22 protein-coding genes are annotated in these 23,347 nt (G+C 65.1%); 2 read left to right on the plus strand and 20 right to left on the minus strand.

Features of this window, described 5'->3' with window-relative positions; all coding sequences use genetic code 11:
* Nucleotides 1-53: 53 nt before the first annotated feature.
* Nucleotides 54-1,472 (plus strand): MFS transporter, encoded by a 1,419-nt coding sequence (locus tag CVS48_RS23230; RefSeq protein ID WP_197723139.1) that lies wholly within the window; start codon nt 54-56, stop codon nt 1,470-1,472.
* Here the strand turns inward: CVS48_RS23230 and CVS48_RS23235 are convergent.
* The 12 genes from CVS48_RS23235 to CVS48_RS23290 form a co-directional block, all read right to left on the minus strand.
* Entirely contained in the window at nt 1,398-2,708 is a 1,311-nt protein-coding gene (locus CVS48_RS23235) for an MFS transporter (RefSeq protein WP_100856499.1), read from the minus strand. The two genes, CVS48_RS23230 and CVS48_RS23235, sit on opposite strands and share 75 nt — an antisense overlap.
* A 211-nt stretch (nt 2,709-2,919) precedes the next feature.
* Nucleotides 2,920-3,492: a CDP-diacylglycerol--glycerol-3-phosphate 3-phosphatidyltransferase gene (pgsA, locus tag CVS48_RS23240; protein ID WP_100856500.1), complete on the minus strand. Its 573-nt coding sequence runs from the start codon at nt 3,490-3,492 to the stop codon at nt 2,920-2,922.
* 79 nt (nt 3,493-3,571) lie between these two features.
* Nucleotides 3,572-5,401, minus strand: a complete 1,830-nt coding sequence (uvrC, locus tag CVS48_RS23245; RefSeq protein WP_100856501.1) for an excinuclease ABC subunit UvrC — start codon at nt 5,399-5,401, stop codon at nt 3,572-3,574.
* Nucleotides 5,364-6,422: a beta-N-acetylhexosaminidase gene (gene nagZ / locus CVS48_RS23250; RefSeq protein WP_100856502.1), complete on the minus strand. Its 1,059-nt coding sequence runs from the start codon at nt 6,420-6,422 to the stop codon at nt 5,364-5,366. Before nagZ ends, uvrC begins: the two co-directional genes overlap by 38 nt.
* 14 nt (nt 6,423-6,436) lie before the next feature.
* On the minus strand, nt 6,437-6,904 hold the full coding sequence (acpS, locus tag CVS48_RS23255) for a holo-ACP synthase (RefSeq protein ID WP_100856503.1): 468 nt from the start codon (nt 6,902-6,904) through the stop codon (nt 6,437-6,439).
* A gap of 70 nt (nt 6,905-6,974) precedes the next feature.
* Nucleotides 6,975-7,715 (minus strand): pyridoxine 5'-phosphate synthase, encoded by a 741-nt coding sequence (locus CVS48_RS23260; protein ID WP_100856504.1) that lies wholly within the window; start codon nt 7,713-7,715, stop codon nt 6,975-6,977.
* Nucleotides 7,712-9,229 carry an efflux transporter outer membrane subunit gene (locus tag CVS48_RS23265; RefSeq protein ID WP_100856505.1) on the minus strand — a complete coding sequence of 506 codons (1,518 nt, stop codon included), beginning with the start codon at nt 9,227-9,229 and terminating at the stop codon, nt 7,712-7,714. The genes CVS48_RS23260 and CVS48_RS23265 overlap by 4 nt, the downstream gene beginning before the upstream one ends.
* Nucleotides 9,226-12,456: an efflux RND transporter permease subunit gene (locus CVS48_RS23270; RefSeq protein ID WP_100856506.1), complete on the minus strand. Its 3,231-nt coding sequence runs from the start codon at nt 12,454-12,456 to the stop codon at nt 9,226-9,228. Before CVS48_RS23270 ends, CVS48_RS23265 begins: the two co-directional genes overlap by 4 nt.
* Nucleotides 12,457-12,521: 65 nt before the next feature.
* The gene (locus CVS48_RS23275) at nt 12,522-13,832 is read right to left on the minus strand and encodes an efflux RND transporter periplasmic adaptor subunit (RefSeq protein WP_100856507.1); all 1,311 of its coding nucleotides are present in this window, start codon (nt 13,830-13,832) and stop codon (nt 12,522-12,524) included.
* 289 nt (nt 13,833-14,121) lie between these two features.
* Nucleotides 14,122-14,523, minus strand: coding sequence for a helix-turn-helix domain-containing protein (locus CVS48_RS23280; RefSeq protein WP_100856508.1), 402 nt, complete (start codon nt 14,521-14,523; stop codon nt 14,122-14,124).
* Between the two features lie 159 nt (nt 14,524-14,682).
* Nucleotides 14,683-15,876 (minus strand): DUF3734 domain-containing protein, encoded by a 1,194-nt coding sequence (locus CVS48_RS23285; protein WP_100856509.1) that lies wholly within the window; start codon nt 15,874-15,876, stop codon nt 14,683-14,685.
* A 14-nt stretch (nt 15,877-15,890) separates the two neighbouring features.
* Nucleotides 15,891-16,487, minus strand: a complete 597-nt coding sequence (locus tag CVS48_RS23290; RefSeq protein WP_419191468.1) for a DUF4136 domain-containing protein — start codon at nt 16,485-16,487, stop codon at nt 15,891-15,893.
* Nucleotides 16,488-16,665: 178 nt separating this feature from the next.
* On the opposite strand from CVS48_RS23290, the gene CVS48_RS23295 reads away from it, so the two are divergent.
* On the plus strand, nt 16,666-17,460 hold the full coding sequence (locus CVS48_RS23295) for a TOBE domain-containing protein (RefSeq protein ID WP_100857821.1): 795 nt from the start codon (nt 16,666-16,668) through the stop codon (nt 17,458-17,460).
* Between the two features lie 85 nt (nt 17,461-17,545).
* Here the strand turns inward: CVS48_RS23295 and CVS48_RS23300 are convergent, their stop codons facing one another.
* The 8 genes from CVS48_RS23300 to CVS48_RS23330 form a co-directional block, all read right to left on the minus strand.
* Nucleotides 17,546-18,232, minus strand: a complete 687-nt coding sequence (locus CVS48_RS23300; protein ID WP_100856510.1) for an ATP-binding cassette domain-containing protein — start codon at nt 18,230-18,232, stop codon at nt 17,546-17,548.
* Nucleotides 18,229-18,915, minus strand: coding sequence for a molybdate ABC transporter permease subunit (gene modB, locus CVS48_RS23305; RefSeq protein ID WP_100856511.1), 687 nt, complete (start codon nt 18,913-18,915; stop codon nt 18,229-18,231). The genes CVS48_RS23300 and modB overlap by 4 nt, the downstream gene beginning before the upstream one ends.
* A 24-nt stretch (nt 18,916-18,939) precedes the next feature.
* Entirely contained in the window at nt 18,940-19,698 is a 759-nt protein-coding gene (gene modA / locus CVS48_RS23310) for a molybdate ABC transporter substrate-binding protein (protein ID WP_100856512.1), read from the minus strand.
* 124 nt (nt 19,699-19,822) lie between these two features.
* A complete protein-coding gene (gene speD, locus CVS48_RS23315; protein WP_100856513.1) occupies nt 19,823-20,173 on the minus strand; it encodes an adenosylmethionine decarboxylase in 351 nt (116 codons plus the stop codon).
* Nucleotides 20,170-20,337, minus strand: a complete 168-nt coding sequence (locus tag CVS48_RS29420; RefSeq protein WP_167401045.1) for a hypothetical protein — start codon at nt 20,335-20,337, stop codon at nt 20,170-20,172. The genes speD and CVS48_RS29420 overlap by 4 nt, the downstream gene beginning before the upstream one ends.
* A 4-nt stretch (nt 20,338-20,341) precedes the next feature.
* Nucleotides 20,342-21,811, minus strand: a complete 1,470-nt coding sequence (locus CVS48_RS23320) for a DUF4178 domain-containing protein (RefSeq protein ID WP_100856514.1) — start codon at nt 21,809-21,811, stop codon at nt 20,342-20,344.
* Nucleotides 21,812-21,817: 6 nt separating this feature from the next.
* Nucleotides 21,818-22,837, minus strand: coding sequence for an SPFH domain-containing protein (locus CVS48_RS23325; RefSeq protein WP_100856515.1), 1,020 nt, complete (start codon nt 22,835-22,837; stop codon nt 21,818-21,820).
* A 43-nt stretch (nt 22,838-22,880) separates the two neighbouring features.
* A complete protein-coding gene (locus tag CVS48_RS23330) occupies nt 22,881-23,267 on the minus strand; it encodes a DUF350 domain-containing protein (RefSeq protein WP_100857823.1) in 387 nt (128 codons plus the stop codon).
* Nucleotides 23,268-23,347: the final 80 nt, after the last annotated feature.

Genomic DNA, 23,347 nt, shown 5'->3' on the forward strand with positions numbered 1-23,347 from the left:
GCAACGCGCCCGTGTGTCCCCTTGCGCCTGTACGGCGTTCGCAGGAGTCCGTGATGACGCTTCCATCTTCCCCCGCTTACCAGGTTTCCGCCGCCATGCGGCGCCGCGTGGTCATTGCCTCGGTGCTGGGCAATGCCTTCGAGTGGTTCGATTTCGCCATCTACGGCATGTTCGCCGCCGTGATTTCGCGCCTGTACTTCCCCACCGGCGACAGCGCAACGTCGCTGCTGCTGGCGCTTGCCACCTTTGGCGTGGCCTTTGCGGTGCGCCCGATCGGCGGCCTGGTGCTGGGCATGTACGCCGACCGCCACGGCCGCCGTCGCGCGTTGTCGCTGATGATCCTGATGATGGCCGGCGGCACCGCCCTGATCGGCCTGCTGCCCACCTATGCCTCCATCGGCGTGGCGGCCAGCGTGCTGATGTTGGTGGCGCGGCTGATTCAGGGGTTTTCCGTGGGTGGCGAATACGCCAGCGCCAGCGCCATGCTGGTGGAGTTCGCCCCCACCGGGCGGCGCGGCCTGTACGGCAGCTTTCAGATGTGCTCGCAGTCGCTGGCGTTTTCAGCCGGGGCCGGCGTGGTCTACCTGCTGTCTTCGAACCTGTCGACGGCGGACCTGGAAAGCTGGGGCTGGCGCGTGCCGTTCCTGTTCGGCATCCTGATCGGCCCCATTGGCTATTACCTGCGCACGCAGGTAGACGAAACGCCTGAATTTCGCCGCTTTCAGGACCAGCTCGTCAAACCCGAACGCACCACACTGCGCACGCTGTTTTCGCGGTATCCGCGTGAACTGGTCGGATCGTTCTGCATCGTGGTGACGGGCACGGCGTCCAACTACGTCATGCTGCTGTACCTGCCCATCTTCGCCGTCACGGAATTGGGGCTGACGATGGGTGACGCGCAACTGAGCAGCGCCTTGGCCGCCGTGCTGCTGCTGGTACTGTGCCCCTTGTCCGGCGCGCTGTCGGACCGCCTGACGCGCCGCGCGCTCATGCTGCCGGCCACCTTCGCCTTTGGCGTGGTCACGTGGTTCATGATGGCGCGCGTGCTGCATGCGCCGTCCTTCGCCACGCTCTTGCAGGCGCAATTACTGGCGGCGGCCTGCATGGGTTTCATGTGGGGGCCCACGCCCGCGCTGATGACCGAGATCCTGCCCGTGAACTTGCGATCAACCGGCGTGTCGCTGTCGTACAACCTGGCAGTAATGCTGTTTGGCGGCTTGGCGCCCTTCATCAACACCGCCCTGATCCAGCAGACCGGCAACCTGATGGTGCCGGCCTATTACGTGGCGCTGTGCGTGCTGATTGGTTTGATTGGGCTGATGTTGCTGGGCCCAGGCAAGCCAGGTGGAGACGGCGCCCAAGAAAAGTCAGGACCGGGTGGCGACACCCGAAACACGTCAGGACCGGGCGACCGCGCCCCCCGCCAGCACGGGATCGGCGCGGCGCGCCTGCACGGCGATCCACTGCGCTAGCAGCGCCGCCGCCGCGAAGGCCACGCCCGCGCCCACCCACGGCCCCTGGCGGAATCCTGCATCCAGCAGCAGGCCGAACGCCAGCGGGCCCAGGGCCGAGCCCACGTCCATGCCCGAATACACCAGCCCATAGACAGAACCGGTGGAACCCTTGGGCGTAACGCGGCGGATCAGCATGTCGCGCGAAGGCGCCGCCACGCCCGAGCAGAAGCCGGCCAGGCCCACCACCGGCGCGGCCAGCGCGGCCGGCACCAGGCCCAGGGCCAGCACCACCAGCGTCAGGCCGGCCAACAACAGCGCCACCATCACGGTGCGCTCTGTGCGTGGGTTGGCCGACACCAGGAAGCCGCCCGCCGCCATGCCCACGGCCGACGCCACCATGTAGCCGGACAAGGCCGAGCTGGCCACGACTTCAGACAGACCGTACAACTGGTCCAGCAGCGGAATCGTGTAGTTCTGCACCGACGACAGCGCAATCGACGTGCACGCAAAGAACAGGAACGCGCCCCACAGCGCGGGCTTGGACAACAGCGTCGCCAGGGTGGTCAGCACGCCTTCTTGCGGCTTGGGCGCGGCTTTGAGTGCTGCCGTGGCGGCCTGGGTTTCATCCTTGGCATCGGCGTCCTGCGGCATTGGCCCGCCAAGCAGATGGCCTCCCAGCACGGTCAGCACCAACACCACCGCCACCAGCCCCGCCGCGCTGTAAGCGGCCACGCGCCAGTCGGCCAGCAAGGTGATGGTGGTCATGAATATTGGCGTCAACGCCCAGCCCAGGTTGCCGGTCAGCCCGTGCGCCGAAAACGCGTGCCCCAGGCGGGACGGCGTAATGCGGTGGTTGATGATGGAATAGTCGGCCGGATGGAACACCGAATTGCCGATGCCGCCCACGATGGCCGCCACCATCAGCATGGGGTAGCCGTTGGCAGAGCCGATCAACACGCCCGACAACACAAAGCACGCCAGCCCGAACCACAGCACGGGCCGCGCGCCGATGCGGTCCACGACGAAACCCGAGGACGCCTGGCCGATGCCCGACACCACGTAGAACGTAGCCACCAGCGCGCCCACCCGTGCGAAGTCCAGGCCGAATGCCGTGGCCAGGGACACGTTGAGCAGGGGTAGTACCAGTTGGAAAAAGTGCGATGCGGCGTGCGCAACGCCGATCAGCAGAATGGTCTTCCAGTCGCGCCGACGGACATCGGCATCCGAGGGCAAGGGGGTGGTGGCGGTGTGCATTGCAAAAGGCCGCGAAAGCGGCGGGTAGCGCACGCAGTGATGCGGTGCGCGGGTTGTCTCCGGCAACGGCCGGGAGCCCGGCCGTTGAGTTCATGGCGAATGCGGCGGCAAGGCCGGGCCGGATCGTGCCGGCCATCGCTCTTTGACTGTGTTGGCGGCCGCCATGCGCGAGCCGGGCCGCCGTCTGCAAATCAGGATACTGCCAGGGCGCTTACAGCGCTTTCTCGCGGATGGCGGGCCAGGCGCGCTGCAGGTAATACAGCATCGACCAGACCGTCAGCACCGCCGCAACGATGATCAGCACGTCGCCAAGCAGCTTGGTGCTGATGCCGTAAACGGGCTGGTTGTACAGCAGGCAGGGAATCGCCACCATCTGGGCGGCGGTCTTGAACTTGCCCAGGCGGTGCACGGCGACACTGGCGCTGGCACCGATCTTTGCCATCCATTCGCGCAAGGCGGAAATGGTGATTTCACGGCCGATGATGATCAGCGAGATGAAGGCGTCGACGCGGCTCAGGTCCAGCAGGACGATCAACGCGGCGCAGACCATCAGCTTGTCGGCGACGGGATCCAGGAAGGCGCCGAAGGCCGAGGTCTGGTTCCAGCGGCGGGCCAGCCATCCGTCGAACCAGTCGGTCAGCGCCGCGATGATGAACGCCCACGCCGCGAAGGTGTCGCGCGTGGGGACCGATATCCAGCTCTCGGGCAGGTAGAACAGCCCGACCACCAGAGGAATCATGGCGATGCGCAGCCACGTCAGGATTATGGGTACGTTAATTGGCATAGTGTTCGTATGCTACATCAGCCGGATGACGCTGGCTGTTTCGGCGCCGCGGCGTGGCCGCGCGCCGGCCGGACAGCGGCTAACCACGCAATGCCTCGTAGATACGTTCGGCCAGGTCTTGGGAAATGCCGTCCACCGACGCCAGGTCCTCGATGCTGGCGGACGCCACCCCCGAAAATCCGCCGAATCGGGCCAACAGGCGCTGGCGGCGGCGGGCGCCCACCCCTTCAATCTCTTCCAGCCGCGACACATTGCGCGTCTTGGCACGGCGCGCCCGCATGCCGGTGATGGCAAACCGGTGCGCCTCGTCGCGCACCTGGGCAATCAGCATCAGCGCGGCGGATTCACCGCCCAACGCCACGGGCGGCCGCTCGTCGGCGAAAACCAGGGTTTCCAGGCCAACCTTGCGCCCTTCCCCCTTGGCCACACCGACCAACGTCTGAATGTCCAGCCCCAATTCCGCAAACACCTTGCGCGCCACCTCGACCTGGCCCTTACCGCCGTCGATCAGCACCAGGCCCGGCATCTGGGCGTCGCCGTCCGCCACCTTGGCAAAGCGGCGCGTCAGCACCTGGCGCATGGCCGCATAATCATCGCCCGGGGTGATGCCGGCAATGTTGTAACGGCGGTAGAGCGAGGGCTGCATGTCGTGGTGTTCAAACACCACGCACGATGCTTGCGTGGCTTCGCCGGCCGTGTGGCTGATGTCGAAGCACTCGATGCGCAGCGCATCCAGCGCGGCTTCATCGGTGTCCAGGTCCAGTGCCTCGGCCAGCGCCAGCGTGCGGCCGGCGCGCGCGCCGGATTCGGTCAGCGCGCGGGCCAGCGCCATCTCGGCGTTCTTGCCCGCCTGTTCCAGCCACGAACGACGCGCGCCCTGCGGACGGGTCAGCAGGCGCGATGGCCGCCCGCCCGCCTGTTCGATCAGCAGGTTGATCAGATCCGGGTCGGGCAAGGCGTGCGAACAGACCAGCACGGGCGGCATGGCGTTGTCGGTGTAGTGCTGGGCGATAAAGGCCTCAAGCACCTGCGGCGCGGCTGCGCCTTCGGCATGCGTCGGAAAGAAGGGTTTGTCGCCCAGATGGCGGCCACCGCGCACCATCGCCAGGTTCACGCAGACCTTGCCGCCCGCCACGGCCACCGCAATGATGTCGGTGTCTTCGCCGCTGGTGTTCTCCATGGTCTGCTGGTGCAAGACGCGCGCCAGCGAACCCATCTGGTCGCGCAGCGCGGCGGCTTCCTCAAAGCGCAGTTCACCCGCCGCCTGCTGCATGCGCGCTTCGATTTCGCCCATGACTTCTTTGGCTTCGCCATTCAAGAAGCGCACCGCGCGCTGCACGTCGCGCTCGTACTCCTGGGCCTCGATGGCGCCCACGCATGGCGCCGAACAGCGCCCGATCTGATGCAACAGACAGGGGCGCGAGCGGTTGGCGAAGACGGTGTCTTCACAGGTGCGCAGGCGGAAGACTTTTTGCAGGATCTGGATCGTTTCGCGCACCGCCCAGGCGTTGGGGAACGGGCCAAAGTACTGGCCGCGCTTGTTGGTCGCGCCGCGATAGTAGGCAATGCGCGGCCACTCGTGGCCGGTGATCAGCAGATAGGGATAGGACTTGTCGTCGCGAAACAGGATGTTGTAGCGCGGCTTCAGGCTCTTGATGAGGTTGTTTTCCAGAATCAGCGCTTCGGCTTCCGAGCGCGTCACGGTGACCTCCAGCCGCGCCACTTTCGACACCATCTGGGCGATGCGGGGGCTGGCCAGGTTCTTCTGGAAATACGACGAGACGCGCTTCTTCAGGTCGCGCGCCTTGCCGACATACATGACTTCACCGGCTGCATCCAGGTGCCGGTAGACACCTGGAAGATGCGGCAGGTCAGACAGGAACGATTTGAGATTGAAGTCGTCGGGCATTCTGATAACGGTGTTCGGCCTGCAAGGTATCCCAGTCGGGCGCATCGAAACGCGGCATCAGGCGGCGGATGCGTTCGACCGATTCGGGCGCGTGGTCGAACTTCAGGCGCGACAGCAAATCGTCGGCCAGATCCGGCCGGTTGCACACCAGCACCATGTCGCAACCGGCGTTGAGCGCCGCCTTGGCACGGGCCAGGATATCACCCGCCACCGACGCGCCTTCCATTGTCAGGTCGTCGGAAAACACCACGCCGTCATAGCCCAGGCGCTTGCGCAGGATGTCTTGCACCCACTTCCTGGAAAAGCCCGCCGGGTGCTTGTCCACCTTCGGGTAGATCACGTGCGCGGGCATCACCGACGGCAGCACGGCGTCACCCAGCCAGGCGTAGGGCGCGGCGTCGTCCTTCAAGATGTCGTCCAGCTTGCGGGGGTCGACGGGAATTTCGTGGTGCGAGTCCGCACCCACGTAGCCGTGGCCCGGGAAGTGCTTGCCGCAGGCCGACATGCCGGCCAGCGCCAGGCCCTGGATCAGCGCGCGCGACAGCATCGTGACCACGCGCGAATCCGAATGGAAGGCCCGGTTGCCGATCACCTGGCTTGCGCCGTAGTCCAGGTCCAGCACCGGCGTGAAGCTCATGTCCACGCCGCAGGCGCGCAGTTCGGCGGCCAGCACGTAGCCGGCCTCAGTCGCCAGGCGCATGGCCTGCAAGGGGTCACGGTCCCACAGCGTGCCCAGGTCGCGCATGGCGGGCAAGGCCGTGAAGCCGTCTTCGCGGAAGCGCTGCACGCGGCCACCCTCGTGGTCCACCAGGATCAGCAGCGGCTCCTTGCGGGCCGTGTGAATCTGGCGGGTCAGCTTGGTCAGTTGCTTGCGGCTTTCAAAATTACGGGCGAACAGAATCACGCCGCCCACCAGCGGGTGGCGCAGGCGGGTCTTTTCTTCTTTGGTCAGCGAGGTTCCCGCCACGTCGACCATCACGGGGCCGGGGGGCAGGACTACCTTGGATTTTTTCTTGGCCATGAGGGGGTCCTAATTCAGGGCTTGCGTTCGACCACCACATAGGCGGCGGCCATATCGGATTCGTCGGTGATGGACACATGCGCCGCGCCGAACCGTTGACCATACCAGTCTTGCAGTTCAGGCGCGATGACCAGCACCGGGCGCCCGCCCGGCGCGTTCAGCGTCTGCACGCGCCGCCACGTCATGGGCATGCGCATGCCCAAGCCGATGGCCTTGGAAAACGCTTCCTTGGCGGCAAAGCGGGTCGCCAGAAAGCGCACGCCGCGCACCGGGTCACGGGCACGGCGCGCATGGAATTTTTGCAGTTCTTCGGTGCCCAGGATCTTTTCCGCGAACCGGTCGCCGTGCCGTTCCAGCGCACGTTCAATCCGGTCGATGCGCAGCAGGTCCATGCCGATGCCGGCGATGGCGCCGGCCGCGGCGGGGGCTGCGGTGGGGGCCGCGCTGGGAACTGCGGCGGGAGCCTTGGAGGAATCAGACATAAACGTCACCTAAAAACAGCGTCACGGGAGGCGTGACGCAAGGTGGTGGCATCCGTCATCCGGCCAGCGGTCACAGGCCGCGCAGCGCTTGCAGGCGTGCCTGCACCATCACCGCCTTCATGTCGCGAACCGCTTTTTCCCAGCCGTCGAACACCGCCTGCGCCACGATGGCGTGGCCGATGTTCAGTTCAGAGACACCGTCAATGGCGGCCACCGGGGCCACGTTGCCCAGGTGCAGGCCATGGCCGGCGTTCACGCGCAAGCCATGGCGAAGCCCTTCAGCCACTGCCAGCCGGATGCGTTGCAGCTCGGCTTCGGCCGCGTCGCCCTGCGCTTCCGCATAGGCGCCGGTATGCAGTTCGATGACCGTGGCGCCGGTCTTGGCCGCCGCGGCGATCTGCACCGGGTCCGGGTCTATGAACAGGGACACACGTATGCCCGCTTCGACCAGCAGGCCCACGGCGTCCGTCACGGAGTCCATGGCGCCCGCCACTTCCAGGCCGCCTTCGGTGGTGAGCTCGGTGCGCTTTTCGGGCACCAGGCAAACGTCCTGCGGTTTGACGGCGCAGGCAATTTCCAGCATTTCCGCCGTAATCGCGCATTCCAGGTTCATGCGCGTGCGCAGTTGCGGACGAATCGCGTACACGTCGGCGTCCTGGATATGACGCCGGTCTTCACGCAGATGCAGCGTGATGAGGTCGGCGCCGGCGTCCTCCGCGCGCAGCGCGGCGGCCACCGGGTCCGGGTACGCCGTATGGCGTTGTTGCCGCAAGGTGGCAACGTGATCGATATTTACACCAAGTTCTATCATTGCGTGGTCGTCGACACTTTGGTCGGTTCTTTCGTGGTTTCTTCCCAGCCGCCGCCCAAGGCCTTGTAGAGCTCCACGCGGTTGATCAGCGCGGCCAGACCCGTCTGCACCAGCGACAACTGGGCATTGAAGAAGTCTACCTGCGCGGTCTGCACCTGCAAGTAGCTGTCGATGCCGTTGGTATAGCGCAGGTTCGACAGTTCCAGGGTGCGGGAAGACGATTCCTGCAAGGCGCGTTGGGCGTCCAACTGCGCGCCGTAGGTGGCTTCGCCCGCCAGCGCGTCGGACACTTCCCGGAACGCCTGCTGGATGGTCTGCTCGTATTGCGCCACGGCGATGTTGTCGCGCGCCTTCGCCAGGTTCAGCCCTTCACGGATCGAGCCGCCGGCAAACAGCGGGGTCGTGATGGACGGCGAGAAGCTCCAATAACCCTGGCCGCCCTTGAATAGATCACCCAAGGACGGACTGGCCACGCCCAACAGGCCGGTCAGGGAAATCGTCGGGAAGAACGCCGCGCGGGCCGCGCCGATGTTGGCGTTGGCCGACCGCAGCTGGTTTTCCGCCGCCAGAATGTCGGGGCGCCGTTCAAGCAGGTCGGAAGGCAGGCCCGACGGCACGGTGGCCAGCAACTGGTCGCGGCCAAACGTGGCGGGCGGCGGCAGGTCTGCGGGCAAGGGCGCGCCCACCAGCAACACCAGCGCGTTCAGCGCCTGGGCACGAGCCCGGGCCAATTGAGCCAGGTCCGACGACGCCGTATCCAGCAGCGTCTTGGACTGGTTCAGGTCCAGTTCGGAGGCCACGCCGCCGTCAAAGCGGCGCTTGACCAGGTCATAGGACTCCTGGCGCGACGCCAACGTGCGCTGCGTCAGGTCCAGCTGGACTTCGGCCGCGCGCAGGTTGAAGTACGCCTGCGCAACAGAACCGACCAGCGTGATCTGCACGGTCTTTTGCGCCTGCTCGGTCGACAGGTACTGCTGGTACGCCGCTTCCGACAGGTTGCGCAGCCGGCCGAACAGATCGATTTCAAACGTCGTCAGGCCGATGCCGGCCTGGTACGAGCTGGAAATCGAGCTGGAATCCGGCCCACCCGCGCGCATGTTGGCCGGCAGATGCTGACGCTGGCCCTGGATGCCGGCGCCGATGCTGGGCCACTGCGCGCCGCGCTGAACGCCATACTGGGCACGCGCTTCTTCCACGCGCTGCACCGCCACGCGCAGGTCGCGGTTGTTGACGAGCGACAGCGAGATCAGGCTTTGCAGACGCGGGTCGCGGAAAAATTCGCGCCAGCCCAAATCGGCGGCGGGTATGCCGGCTTCGGGCACGACCGCCGAGGCCGGCTGCGACCCGAGCGACGTGGGGTTGTTGTAGCCGCCGTACTGCACCTTGGGCTGATCGGGCCAGACGCCCGTGACCGGTGCGTCGGGACGCTTGTAGTCGGGCGCCAGCGAGCAGCCGGCCAACGCCACCGCCACGAAGGCGGACAGGGCGGATTGCTTGATCATCAGGGCTTTCATGCCTTGCCCTCCGGGCCACCATTGGGTTGTACGGGGGTGTATCCCGCTTCTGCGTCGGGCTGGCCGCCGGCCGCCTTCTTGGCCGCCTGCTCTTCTTCCCAGGCCTTCAGTTCGGCGCCCAGCAGGCGCGGGCGGGTCTTGAACAGGCCCAGAACCACCACGAAGAAGGTCGGCACGAAGATCACGGCGAACGGCGTGGCGGCGAGCATGCCGCCCAACACGCCCAGGCCCACCGCGCGCTGGCTGGCGGCGCCCGCGCCGGTGGCCATGGCCAGCGGCACCACGCCCAGGATGAACGCCAGCGACGTCATCAAGATCGGCCGGAACCGCAGCCTGGCCGCTTCCACCGCGGACTCGTACAGCCCCATGCCCCGGGCGTACTGATCCTTGGCGAACTCCACGATAAGAATGGCGTTCTTGGCCGCCAGGCCGATCACGGTCACCATGCCCACCTGGAAGTACACGTCGTTGGACATGCCCAGCGCGCTGACCAGCGCCACGGCGCCCAGCATGCCCAGCGGCACCACCAGCATGACCGACAGCGGAATGGCCCAGCTTTCATACAGCGCGGCCAACACCAGGAACACAATCAGCAGCGACAGGCCCATCAGGATAGGCGCCTGGTTGCCGGCTTGCCGTTCCTGGTAGGACAGACCCGTCCATTCGTAGCCGAAGCCTTGCGGCAACTGCGCCACCAGGTTCTGCATTTCTTCCATGGCCTGGCCCGTGGTGTAGCCCGCGGCGGCGGCGCCGCCGATACGCATGGACTCGTAGCTGTTGTAGCGCACCACCTGCACCGGGCCCTGGACCCACTCGGCCGACACGAAGGTCGACAAGGGCACCATGCCGCCCTGGCCGTTGCGCGCGTTCAGCTTCAGGACGTCGGACAACTGCATACGATACGGCGCATCCGCCTGCACCCAGATGTTCTGCATCCGGCCCATGTTGGGGAACTTGCTCAGGTAGGCCGAACCGACTGCCGTCGAAATCAGCGATGCCGCTTCATTGAAGTCCACGCCCAAGGCGGCGGCCTTGTCACGGTCAATGTTCAGCGTCAGTTGCGTGCCGGCCGCCAGGCCGGTGATACGCACCTGCGACAGCACCGGGCTCTTCATCGCCATGCCCATGAGTTGGCCCGTCGCGGCGGCAAGCGCCGCGGAACCGGCCGCGCCCCGGTCTTGCAGACGCAAGTCGAAACCGGTGGCGTTACCCAGGGACGAAATGGCCGGCGGCACCAGGGTGAACACCTGCGCATCGTGGATGCCCATCAACTGCTTCTGGAAGGCATTGAAGGCAATGGCGCCCGCGGAATCCTGCTTCTCTTTCCGGTCCTTGAAGTCTTTCAGGGTGGTGAACGCAATGGCCGCGTTCAGGCCGTTACCGTTAAAGCTGAAGCCCTGCACGGCGATGATGTTCTCGACGGCGGGAATGTTGCGGAAGTATTCCTCGACCTGTTCGATCACCTCGACCGTGCGGTTGGCGCTGGCGCCCGTGGGCAGTTCGATGTTGCTGATGACGTAGCCCTGATCTTCCTCGGGCAGGAACGACGACGGCAGGCGCAGGTACAACCAGCCCAGCAGCAGCACCAATACCAGGAAGGCCAGCATCATGCGGCCACCCTTGTGCAGAATGCGCGACACCCAGTTCTGGTAACCGTGGGTGGTGGCGTCGAACTTGCGGTTGAACCAGCCGAAAAAGCCCTTTTTCTCGTCGTGGTGCCCCTTGGCCACCGGCTTGAGGATGGTGGCGCACAAGGCCGGCGTGAAGGTCAGCGCCAGCAGGGCCGAGAAGAAGATCGACACGGCCATGGCCACCGAGAACTGGCGGTAGATCACGCCCACGGACCCGCTCATGAAGGCCAGCGGCAAGAACACCGTGACCAGCACCAGCGTGATACCGATAATGGCGCCGCTGATCTGCGGCATGGCTTTCTTGGTGGCCTCTTTGGGCGGCAAGCCCTCGGTGGCCATGATGCGTTCAACGTTTTCGACGACCACGATGGCATCGTCCACCAGAATCCCGATGGCAAGCACCATCGCGAACATGGTCAGCACGTTGATGGAAAAGCCCAGCCCCAGCATCACCGCGAACGACCCCAGCATGGCCACCGGAACGACCAGCGCGGGAATCAGCGTGTAGCGCACGTTCTGCAGGAACAGGTACATCACCAGGAACACCAGCACCATGGCTTCAGCCAGGGTGTGCAGCACCTGTTCGATCGACACCTTTACGTAGGGCGCGGTGTCGTAGGGAATGGCGTACTGGATGTTGCCCGGGAAGTACTTGGACAGTTCTTCCATCTGCTGGCGCACGCCCTGGGCGGTGGCCAGCGCGTTGGCGTCCGGCGACAGCACAATGGCGAAGGCCGCCGTCGGCTTGCCGTTCAAGCGGGCGCCGAACTGGTAGTTGTCGGCGCCGACTTCAATGCGGGCGACGTCGCGCAGCAGCACCTTGGAACCATCGGTGTTGGCGCGCAGCACGATCTTGCCGAAGCCGTCCACGGTGCTCAGCTGACCATTGGCCGTGACCGTGGCCGTGATGCGTTGCGATTCCGGGTTGGGCGGCGCGCCGATGCTGCCGCCCGAGATCAGGACGTTCTGGGCCGCGATGGCCTGGTTGACCTCGTTCATGCTCAGGTTGAAGCCCACCAGCTTGGCGGGGTCTACCCAGACACGCATGGCGCGCGGCGCCGCGAACAACTGGAACTGGCCCACGCCTGCCACGCGCGAGACCGGGTTCTGCACGTTGCGCGTGATGTAGTCGGCCAGCGCCGTCTGGTCCAGCGAGCCATCCTCGGACGACAGCGTCACGATCATCAGGAAGCCGGTACTGGTCTGCTCGTATTGCAGGCCCTGCTGCTGCACGGCGGAAGGCAACTGCGCAATCACGTTCGACACGCGGTTCTGCACGTCAACCTGAGCCAGGTCTGGGTTGGTGCCCGGCGCGAAGGTGGCGGTGATGGTGGCCGTGCCGTAGGAATCGCTGACCGACTCGTAGTAGATCAGGCCCTTGGCGCCGTTGAGTTTGTCTTCGATGATGCTGGTGACTGATTCCGCCACCTCATTCGCCGAAGCGCCAGGGTAAGTGGCGGTGATCGTGATGGCCGGCGGGGCCACGTCCGGGTATTGCGCCACCGGCATGTTCGGGATGGCCAACACCCCGGCCAGCAGAATGAACAGGGCGACTACCCAGGCGAAAATTGGTCGATCAATAAAAAATTGCGGCATGTGGGCTGACTCTGAAAGCGATGCTCACCAAAGAGGAACGCGGCGCTTGTGACGCCGCGTGCCGCTTACGATTTCTGGCCTGCGGCCTTGTCCTGCTGAGCGGGCTCGGCAGGCTTGGACGGATCAACCGGCGCGGCGGGCTGGCCGCCAGGCTGGGGGCTGGGCTGTGCGCCGGGTTGTGCACCGGATTGGGCCGCGGGTTGGCCTGCGGGTTGACCTGGTTTAGGCGCCGCGCCGTTCTTGGTCCATTGGCTGACCTGCACGGGCGCGCCCGGACGGATCTTCTGGAAGCCTTCCACCACGACCACGTCGCCGGCATTCAGGCCGCTGGTGATCAACCAGTTGCTGCCCAGCGCGCCGCCGGTGGTGACGGGCAACTGTTGAATCTTGTTGTCCTTGACCAGCATCAGGCTTTGCGAACCGTCGGCGGTGCGTTGCAGCGCCTGCTGCGGCACCATCAGCGCCTTGTCGTCCACGCCCTGCTCCAGGCGCACCCGCACATACATGCCGGGCAGCAAGATGCCATCGGGGTTGGGCACTTCGGCACGCAGGTTCACCTGGCCCGTGGACGGATCCACGGTAATGCCGGTGAACAGCAGCTTGCCGGGGTGCTCGTATTCCGAGCCGTCTTCCAGCACGACCATGGCGCGGGCGGTGTCCTTGCCCACTTGCTGCAGCTTGCCGCTGGCAAACGCGCGGCGCAACGAGGCCAGTTCAGCGGTGGACTGGGTGAAGTCCACGTAGATCGGGTCAAGTTGCTGCACGGTGGCCATCTGCGTGGCCGAGGTGGATTCCACCAGCGCGCCTTCGGTGACCAGCGGCTTGCCGATGCGGCCCGTGATGGGCGAGGTGACGTCGGTATAGCCCAGGTTGATGGCGGCGTTGTCTTGCGCGGCCTTCGCGGCGGCGACGGTGGCGTCGGCCTGCCGGAACGAGGCCACGGCGTTGTCGTATTCCTGCTTGCTGACCGCGTTGGCCTTCACCAGCGGCGGGGCGTAGCGGTCGGCCAGCAGCTTGGCGCTGAACAGGTTCGCCTGCGCCTGCTTCAGTTGCGCCGTGGCCTGATCGTAGGCGGCTTTGTAGGGCGCCGGATCGATCTTGAACAGCAGTTGGTTTTCCTTGACGTCGCCACCTTGCTCGAAGGTGATCTTCTGCACGATGCCGGTCACGCGCGCGCGGATTTGCGCATCGCGCACGGCATCCACGCGGCCAGGCAGTTCAGAAACGATGGGCGCGCGCTCAGGCTGAACGGTAATGACGCTGACCTGAGGCATGCCCGGGTTCATATGCGGCTCTTCTCCGCATCCCGCCAACAGCAGCGCGAGGATGCCACCGGAAACAGCCAGACCTGAAACACGTTTAGGCAAAAACCGCATTGAAACCCCCGCGTAAGCGTAGTGAACCGCTTCAGTTAATCGCATCAATCATTACGCATCGATCGGCAGAATCAGGCTGACGAATCATCAAGCGCGCCCGCGTCAACCATGACGGTCAAACACGACCTCCCGCGATCAACCTCGGTCAGGCGCTATCAAACCAAGCCTAAACATCAGCCACGACACGTAAACAGCCCAATAATGTAACTCAGTTATTGGGGAAATTACGTATTTTTCGGCCGCTTAAACGATGCATGGCGCTGCATTAGGAGACAAACCGGTAAGCGCCTCAAAGGTCCGAAAGCTCTCTCAGATTGCCCAGGAACACATAGCCCATGCCATGCACAGTATGCAGCGGCAAGCGAATACCTGTCTGCAATACTTTGCTGCGCAGTCGGCAGATAGCCACATTCAGGGTGCGCAGGTTGGTGCTTGCGCGCAGCGTCATCAGTTCTTCACGCAACAATTGACGGTTGGGGTTGCGCAACAGGCAGATGAAGCAAGCGCGTTCGATTTCAGTGAGGTCGATGCGCACGCCGCTGGGCGCCAGAAGCGTCCAGCCCCGGTATAGCAGGCTCCACCAGCCATCAAGGCGGTCATTCGCCAACGGCAGGGGCGCGGCGGTCTGGGGTAAGGCGGAAGCGTCCGGCGGCTGCGATGCCAGGCGGGTAAAAACGTCAAGCGCGTTCATGGCGAGTCTCCACCAGGACGGCCCTCGTCAACAGTGGCGGCGGCCGGATCCCGGAACAAGGTTGCTGTTTGTCCTTGAAGACTACCGGCCTTACGGCCTTATGACGCAGGTTCGACGCGCTATGAGGCCGAATATCAGACCAGTCCTATGAAACCCTGACTAATTGCGCGTGCCGTTGCGATGGATGTCGTGCGTGACAAAGCAACTGTCCTGCGTGGGGCGGGCCAGAATGCCGGGCTTGGCAAGCGTCTGGCGGATGTCGGACAAGCCGGACTCCCAGTGTTCGCGCATAGCCTCGGTACCGAATTCATAGTCCTTGGAATAGCGCTCCCGGTGCTTGGATTCGTAGATCAGGTTGATGATGTTGGTGGCCGGCGTGTGCGACAGCTTTCGGATATCGGCCAGGTCGGGCGCGTTGCGATCAGCCTCGGGCAGGCGTTCAAGCAGGCGCTGCAAACCGTGGCGCAGCTTCAGCACGCGGCGCAACTGGTCGGTGACCAGGCGTGTGCGGCTGGAATACTGGATGTCTTTCTGGCGCTCGGCCACCTCTTCCAAAGTCGTGGGCAGGCCGCCGCGCGCGGGCCAGAGGTCAACCTGGAAGGCCAGCGTGTCGCGCATGTTTTCGGTGGTCAGCACTTGCGCCAGCGGCGTGTTGGACACCACGCCCCCGTCCCAATAGTGTTCGCCGTCGATCTCCACGGACGGAAAGCCCGGTGGCAAGGCGCCCGACGCCATGATGTGTTCGGGGCGCAACGTGTCTTTCAGACTGTCGAAATACGCGAAGTTGCCCGACTGCACGTTCACCACGCCGAAGCTGGCGCGGACTTCGCCGCTGTTGAGCAGGTCAAAATCCACGAACTGGCGCAGGGTGGCGGCAAGCGGCGTGGTGTCGTAGAAGCTGGTCGAGGCCGCGCCCCGGCCCTTGGCCAGGTAAGGCGGCGGAAAGCGCGGCTTGAAGAAGCCCGGCTGCCCCGAAAACAAAGCCTGGAACGCGGACACCTGGCCGTTCATGGCCGGCGAGCCAAAGCCGAAAGGAATGCCTTCAAACATGCCCGCCAGCGTATCGCCCCACGGCACCGACGCAAAACCCGCGGGCCGACAGATGCTTTCCCAGAAGCCGCGCAAGCGATCAACCCGCTCATCTTCGCGAGAGCCCGCGATGATGGCCGCGTTGATCGATCCGATGGAAATGCCCGACACCCAGTTGGGCCGGATGCCGGCCTCGTGCAGGCCCTGGTAGACCCCCGCCTGATAGGACCCCAACGCGCCTCCGCCTTGCAGCACGAGGGCGACGGTGTCGTAGGACGGCGTATTGCCGGTGTCTTTGGACAAAGCCTTGCGGCGAGTGGTCATGCGGCTACCTCGGGTCAGGGTTTGCTTTTGTCCGGCAGTTGCGGCGCGGCCACGCCGGCGCGGAACGGATACTTGGCGAAGATCTGGGCCACGGCCTTGTCCACGTTTTGCGGCGTGTTGGCGCTATCGGGGTTCTGCACTTCGCCCACGGCCACGCCTTCCCACACCAGTTGCTTGCGGCGCGCGTCGACCAGGTCGATGTTCAGCGTGCCCTCGGTGTATTGGTAGACGTCGTCGCCCCAGCCGTAGCCGGGCCAGCCGCCGTAAAAGCCCGAGCGGTAGCCGTAGTACGGCCCCATGGGCGGCGCGGCGGGCGTGACCTGCGTTTTTTGCTGGAGCTTGGCGCCGAAGTTCACCAGCAGATCGGGATTGGTGGCGCTGTAGCTATAACCGCGCATTTCCATCTGGCCGCGCGTGGCGTCCTTCAGGCGCTCGGTGAGCAAGGTGCTGTAGCCGGCCTTGTCGGTGCCCAGCGGTGTCATGAATCCGAAGGTTCGGTACTGCGCAAAATTGGCCTGATGGTCGTAGTCGCCCTTGATGGTAGGCCCCGAGGCGCAAGCCGCGAGCAATGCCGTCATGGAACCCGCCGTCAACCATTTCACCGCTTTGATCGCTTTCATGTGGATGTCTCCGAGAGCACAGGGCCACGACATAGTGCCGCGAAGCCCGTGAAGTTTCAACAGAAACTCATTCGCATCCCGTGCCGGCGCCCCCCCCGGATCGCGCCTCGCCGCGCCCTGCCCGTCCATTACACTCGGGGCTGGCTTTTTGACCCTGATGCTGACCATCATGTTGGAACTCGACGGCTCGATCTGGTTTCGTTCCGGCGCCCAGACCTGGGGCGGAAAAAATCGCATAGACCTGCTGGCGCAGATTGACGCCACCGGCTCCATCACGGCCGCCGCGCGTGCCGTGGGCATGAGCTACAAGGGCGCCTGGGACGCCATCGACGCCATGAACAACCTGGCGGGCGAACCGCTGGTGCTGAGGGTGGCGGGCGGCAAGGGCGGCGGAGGCACGCAACTGACCGACCGCGCGCGCCGCCTGATCGTGACCTTCCGCGCCCTGGAGTCTGAACACCAGAAATTCATGGACAAGCTGACGCACGCGGGGCTGGACGCCAGCGGCGACATCGACCTGATGAGACGCTTCATGCTGAAAACCAGCGCACGCAATAAATTTTTGGGCACCGTGACCGAGATCCGCACGGGTGCCGTCAATGACGAAATCCAGCTTCGCATCGCGGGCGGCCATCTCATCACCGCCACCATCACCCGCGACAGCACGGCGGAACTGGGCTTGCAGCCCGGCAAGGAGGCGATTGCGCTGGTCAAGGCGTCGGCCGTCATCATCGGCGCGCCAGGTCCGGGCTTGCGGCTGTCGGCGCGCAACCAGTTGCTGGGGCATATCTCGGCCATCCGGCCGGGCGCGGTCAACAGCGAGATCCTGATCGGCATGGAAGGCGGCGCCACGCTTGCGGCCATCGTCACCAATGACAGCGCGCGGGAACTGGGGCTGGAAGTGGGCGCGCCGGCCGTGGCCATCTTCAAGGCATCCAGCGTGATCCTGGGCGTGCTGGACTAGGCGCAGACGCCTGCCGAGGCCACAGGCGCGGGCTTAATGCTTGGGATCAGCGCTTGGGATCAGCGCTTGGGATCGACGCTCGGGATCAAACCCCCACGTCATCGCGGCGGCGGCCGACCTTGCCGTCGCGCACTTCAAAGACCTCGTCGGCCAGGGCGTCCACGTCCGCCGGATCATGCGTGATCAGCAGCATCGGCACGTCAAGCTGCCGCTGCAAGGCACTCAGTTCCTGGCGCATCCGGCCGCGCAGGTGCGAATCCAGCGCCGAGAACGGCTCGTCCAGCAAGAGGATGTCGGGTTGCAGCATCAAGGCCCGCGCCAGCGCCACGCGCTGCTTCTGGCCGCCGGATATTTCGCCGGGATAGCTGCCCACGATGGCGCCCAGTTCAAAGGCATCGACCCAGCGCCTGGCCTCGGGCCCCACCTCGCGCCGGGGCGGATTGCGCCAACCCCGGCGCAATCCGAAGGCGATGTTCTGCGCCACCGTCAAATGCGGAAACAAGGCGTAGTCCTGAAACAGATACGCCACGCGCCGCGCCTGCGCGGGCAGGCAGATGCCGGCTTGGGAATCAAACAGCACCCGGCCGTTGATCTCGATGCGTCCGGCGTCCGGGCGCAGCAGCCCCGCCACGGCGCGCAAGGTCAGGCTCTTGCCCGCGCCGGATGGCCCGAACAGGGCGATGCGCTTGGACGACGAGGTAAACGCCGCATCTAGTTGAAAGTGCCGGTCGCCCGACACCATGCGTCGGGCGATCTGGATGTTGATGCTCATCGCCCGCCCCCATCGCGCCGGCTGGCGCCCACGGGCAGCAGCTTGCCCGCCGCCACCAAGACCACCACGCAGGTCATCGACGTGACCAGCACCAGCAGATTGGCGGTGCGGTCGTCGCCCGCCTGCACGGCTTCGTAGATGGCGACCGACAGCGTCTGCGTGCGGCCCGGCAGGCTGCCGGCGATCATCAGCGTGGCGCCGAATTCGCCCAGCGCGCGGGCAAAGGCCAGCAACACGCCCGCCACGATGCCACGGGCGGCCAAGGGCAGCGTCACGCGGAAGAACACGCCGACTTCGCTCACGCCCAGCACGCGCGCCGCGTTTTCCAACTGGGCGTCCACGTTTTCAAATGCGGCGCGCGCTGACTTGAACACCAGCGGAAATGCCACGATGGCGGCGGCGATCACCGCGCCCTGCCACGTGAAAACCAGTTCAATGTTCCACTTCGCCAGCGTTTCGCCGATGATGCCGCGCCGGCCCAGCAATACCAGCAGGTAATAGCCCAGCACGGTAGGCGGCAGCACCAGCGGCAGCGTCAGGATGGCGTCCAGCAGATCACGGCCCGGCCAGCGCCAGCGCGACAGGCCATAGGCCGCGGCGGTGCCGGCCACGGTGGCCAACAGCGTTGCCCAGCCGGCCACTTTCAGCGACAGCAGCAGCGGCACCCAGACCGTATCCGTCATCGATACCCGCCCATCACATGGACATCAAGGTTGCTGGAAGCCATACCGCGCCAGGATGGCCTGGCCTGCGGGCGACCGCACATAGGCCACGAAACGTTCGGCTTCCGGCGCCGCCGCCTGGCGTGCCGTGACGGCTATCGGATAGGTCACGGGCGTTTGCGAGGGCACGCGCACCGCCACCTTGACCTGCTCGGGCATGACGGCGGCGTCGGTGGCAAACACGAAACCGGCGTCGACCTCGCCGCGCGATACGTAGGCCAGGCTTTGGCGCACGTTTTGCGCCAGCACGCCCTTGGCTTGCACGGCGTCCCACAAGCCCGCCGCTTCCAGCGCGCCCTGCGTGTAGCGCCCCACCGGCACCGACGCCGGGTTGCCATAGGCCACGCGCTTGATGTCATCGCGGGTCAGGTCTTTCAGCGACGTGATGTTGGCCTTGCTGTCGGCCGGCACGATCAACACGACCTGGTTCGCCGCGAAGTCCACGCGCGATGCCCGTTTCACGGCCTGTTCTTCAACCGCCTTGTCCATCGCCTTCTGGTCGGCCGAGGCAAACACATCCGCTGGCGCGCCCTTCAAGATCTGCTGCAGCAAGACGTCGGACGCGCCGAAGTTCAGCACGACCTTGGTGTCCGGATGTTCCTTTTCGTAGGCCTGCGCCACGTCCTTGAAGGCGTTGGTCAGGCTGGCCGCGGCGGATACGACCAGGTCGGCGGCCTGCGCGCCAGGCATCCAGAAGGCGGAAAGCGCCAGGGCCAGCGCGGGCAGCGCACGTTTGCAAGACATGGTTTTCCTTGGAAATTGCGAGTTCGGTATCGAAATATATAGCGGTATATAACGACCGTCAATTTGGCGCGCAGGCGCGGCCTGCGTTCGATCAAGGATTAAGGCTTAAAGGAAAAAATCGCGTTCAGCCGCGCTCGACGGTTGTGACGCGCAGCGTTTCCGGCGCCAGCGCCGCTTGCAGGCTGGCCAGCGCCAGCTCGGGCTGGGCCGCCCCGCACATGAAGATGTCCAAGGCCGCGAAGCGATGCTCGGGCCAGGAATGGATGCTGATATGGGATTCGCTCAGCATGACCACGCCGGTCACGCCGGCGCCCTCGCCGAAGTGATGGAAATGCGCGCTCAGCACATTTGCGCCCGCGGCCCGCGCTGCCGCGACCAATTGCGTTTCAAGCACCTTGGCGTCGCGCAGAAGGTCGGCGGCTACACCGCGAAAATCCGCCAGCACATGACGGCCGGGCGTGGCGTGCACCGTCACTTGTGCGACCCGCCCGACGACCAGCCCGACCCACCCGACGAGCTGCCCCAACTGCTGCTGCTACTGCTGCGGCTGCCCCCGCTCATGCTCACGCCCGGCGAACTGGCGCCCGTGGCCGCCATCACCACCACCAAGGCATAGATGCCATACAGGAACTTGCCCATCGTTCTACTCGTCCTTTCCGGAAAGCTTATCCGCCAGCTTGGCGGGGAACCACAAGAACGCCAGCCCGATCAGGATCGGCACGAAGCGGCCGTTCAGGATGTTGCCGAAATTCAGGAACACCATGCCGATCGTCGCAATCCAGGCCCATTTGCTGTATCCGCCCGGCTTGCCGCCCAGCGGCAGGGACTTCTGCTTGGCCAGCTCGGGGTTGCCGAACCATTCCGCCAGTTGCGCCGGCGCCACCGGCGCCGATGCCGACCAGCCCAGCTCGGACTCGCTCAGTTCGCGCGTCAGCTTCAGCGTGCCGGCCTTGTAGTCGGTGATCTTCGTGGTGTCGCCCGCCTTCACGCGCCAGTTGAACGCGCCCAGCGGCATCTCGACCCGCGAGGTGTAGTCATACAGCTTCTGGTACAGCTTTGAGCGCCAGCGCACGCTGCTGGCGTTGTTCTGGCTGGGCCAGGTGTCGCAGACTTGCACGCGCTCCCAGCCTTCGTCGGTTTCCACCAGCCAGATGAAGCCCTTGGCCGGATTGAACAACAGGTATTCGATCCAGTCGGAGGGCTCGTCGGGGTCGGGATCGGCGCATTTCATCAGGCCGATCAGCGTATAGCTGACGCCGCTGATCTTGGCCACCGCGCCCAGCGACAAGGTGGTGGAAATTGCCTTGAGCTTGCGCGCCTTCGCGATGACTTCGGCGGTGGGACCGGAACAATCGACCGCGGCCGCGCAGGACGGGCACACCACATGGGTGGCCATGGCCGCCACAAAGCTGATCGGCGCGCCGCAGTTGGGGCAGTCCAGCGCCTTGATCTGGCCGCGAAAACGGCCCGCCGTCTCTTCGACCTGCTCGTTGCTGCGCAACGATGCCGCCTGCATGGCGGACAGGTCGAAGGCCTTGCCGATGTAGAGCTCGGGTTCGGGGCCGTCGGAAAAATCCAGCGTGAGGAAGGCGTCCACACTGCGGAAATCCGTCACCTTGGCTTCCCAGCCATCCCCAAGCACAAAGGGCAGTTCGCCTTGCGCGCCGCCGGCCTGCGCGCGACGCACGTCCGACGCCACGAAGCGCTGCCCGTCCAGCTTGAGCTCGTCGCCCGGCGCGATGTCGGCAAAGGCCGGCAGCCCTTGCGTGGCCTTGACCTTGCGCCGCCGCGTGACCGCGTACTGGCCCGAAGCGTCCGACAGCCAGCCGTCGGCGCCGTCTTCGAACCAGACGTACCACTCGTTCCAGAAGCCGTCGTCATAGCGCAGTTGAATGCGGCCGATCACATCGAAGCGCTTGCCGTCGACGCTGCCCGCCGCGCCCAGGCACAGCGGCGAATAGTCTTCCAGCACGTCGGCCATTTCGCCGATGCGCTTGACCGACTCGGCATCTTTCAACAAGGTGCTGCGGCATGCCCCGCAGACCGCCATGACCGAGGCGGTAGAGGTGAACTTGACCGGGGCGCCGCACTGCGGACACAGAACCTGCTGCATGGGGCCTTAGCTGGTCAGTTTCTTCAGCACTTCCGCCTTGGCCGTGTCGTAATCGGCGGCGGTGATCAGGCCTTTATCCAGCAGGTCTTTCAACTGCTGCAAGCGCGCGACCGGGTCGGGTTGCGCCGGCGCCGCGGGTTGCTGGGGTTGAGCTTGGGGCTGGGCTTGCCCCACGCCCAAGCCTGCCGCCATGGTCTGCCCCAGCGCCGCGCCCGCCGCCAGGCCTGCGCCCACGCCGGCGATACCGCCTTCGTTCTGCGCGGCCAGGGGAATCGCCGTGGCCGTCTGGTACTGCGTGAACTTGCCCAGGTCGCCCGCCATGCCCATCGAAATCCGCGTGTCCAGCGCCTTTTGCAGCTCTTCGGGCAACGACACGTTTTCAACCGTGAAGTTGTCCAGCTTGACGCCATAGCGGTCGAACACCGGCGCCAGTTGTTCGCTGATGCTTTGCGACATCAGCCCCTGGTTGCCCGCGATGTCCAGGAACGGCACCTTGGACCCGCCCAGCGCCGTGGTCATGGCGGCCACCACCATGTTGCGCAATTGCGCTTCCAGGTCGTCCACCGTGTATTCGTCGCGCGTGCCGCTGATTTCGCGATAGAACTTGGCCGGGTCGGCAATCTGGTACGAGTACACGCCGAACGCGCGCAGCCGCACCATGCCGAATTCGCTGTCGCGCAAGGTCACGGGTTGCGCCGTGCCCCAGCGCCGGCCCAGTTGCAGCCGCGTGCTGAAGAAGATCACGTCCGACTTGAAGGGCGACTCGAACAGCTTGTCCCAGTTCTTCAGGTAGGTCAGGATCGGCAGCGTCTGCGTGGTCAGCTTGTACATGCCGGGGCCGAACACATCGGCCACCTTGCCTTCGTTCACGAACACCGCCATCTGCGATTCGCGCACGGTCAGGCTGGCGCCGTACTGGATTTCAAAGTCCTGCATCGGATGGCGCCAGGCGAGCACGCCGTCGCGATCCTCGTTCCATTGCAGGATGTCGATGAACTGCTTGCGAATAAAGGAACCGAGACTCATGAAAAGCTCTCCCGTGTCAGATCGGATTCGATGGCGCCCGCCTTCAGGTCAGGCAGGCCGCATTCACGATGCCGGCGGCCAGCGAGATCGAACCGATCAGGCCGCCCATGGCGATGTTGTTTTGTTCGATGGCCTCGTTCATGCCCTGGACGGCCTTGTTGACCACCACGTACACAACGATCTGCACCAGCATGGCGGCCAGGCCCCACACCAGGAACATCACGAAGCTGGCATGCACGGCAATGCTTGAGCACAGGGTGAAGCTGAAGCCCACCAGCGCGCCGCCATACGACAGCACGGCGGCGATGTTGCCTTCGCGGATCAGGTCGAATTCCTTGTAGCGGGTCACGGCGGTATAGACCGCGGTGAAGACGCCCAGCATGACAAGCGCCGAGACGATATAGATCAGATAGGTCACCGCCGGATGCATCGCTTCTCCCATTGCCACCCTCCTAATTGCGCGCAGTATATACGCGGCGTTCGATATACTGCGAACGCATTTTTCGCCCC

It is taken from the genome of Achromobacter spanius, assembly GCF_002812705.1.
Classification (GTDB): Bacteria; Pseudomonadota; Gammaproteobacteria; order Burkholderiales; family Burkholderiaceae_B; genus Achromobacter; species Achromobacter spanius.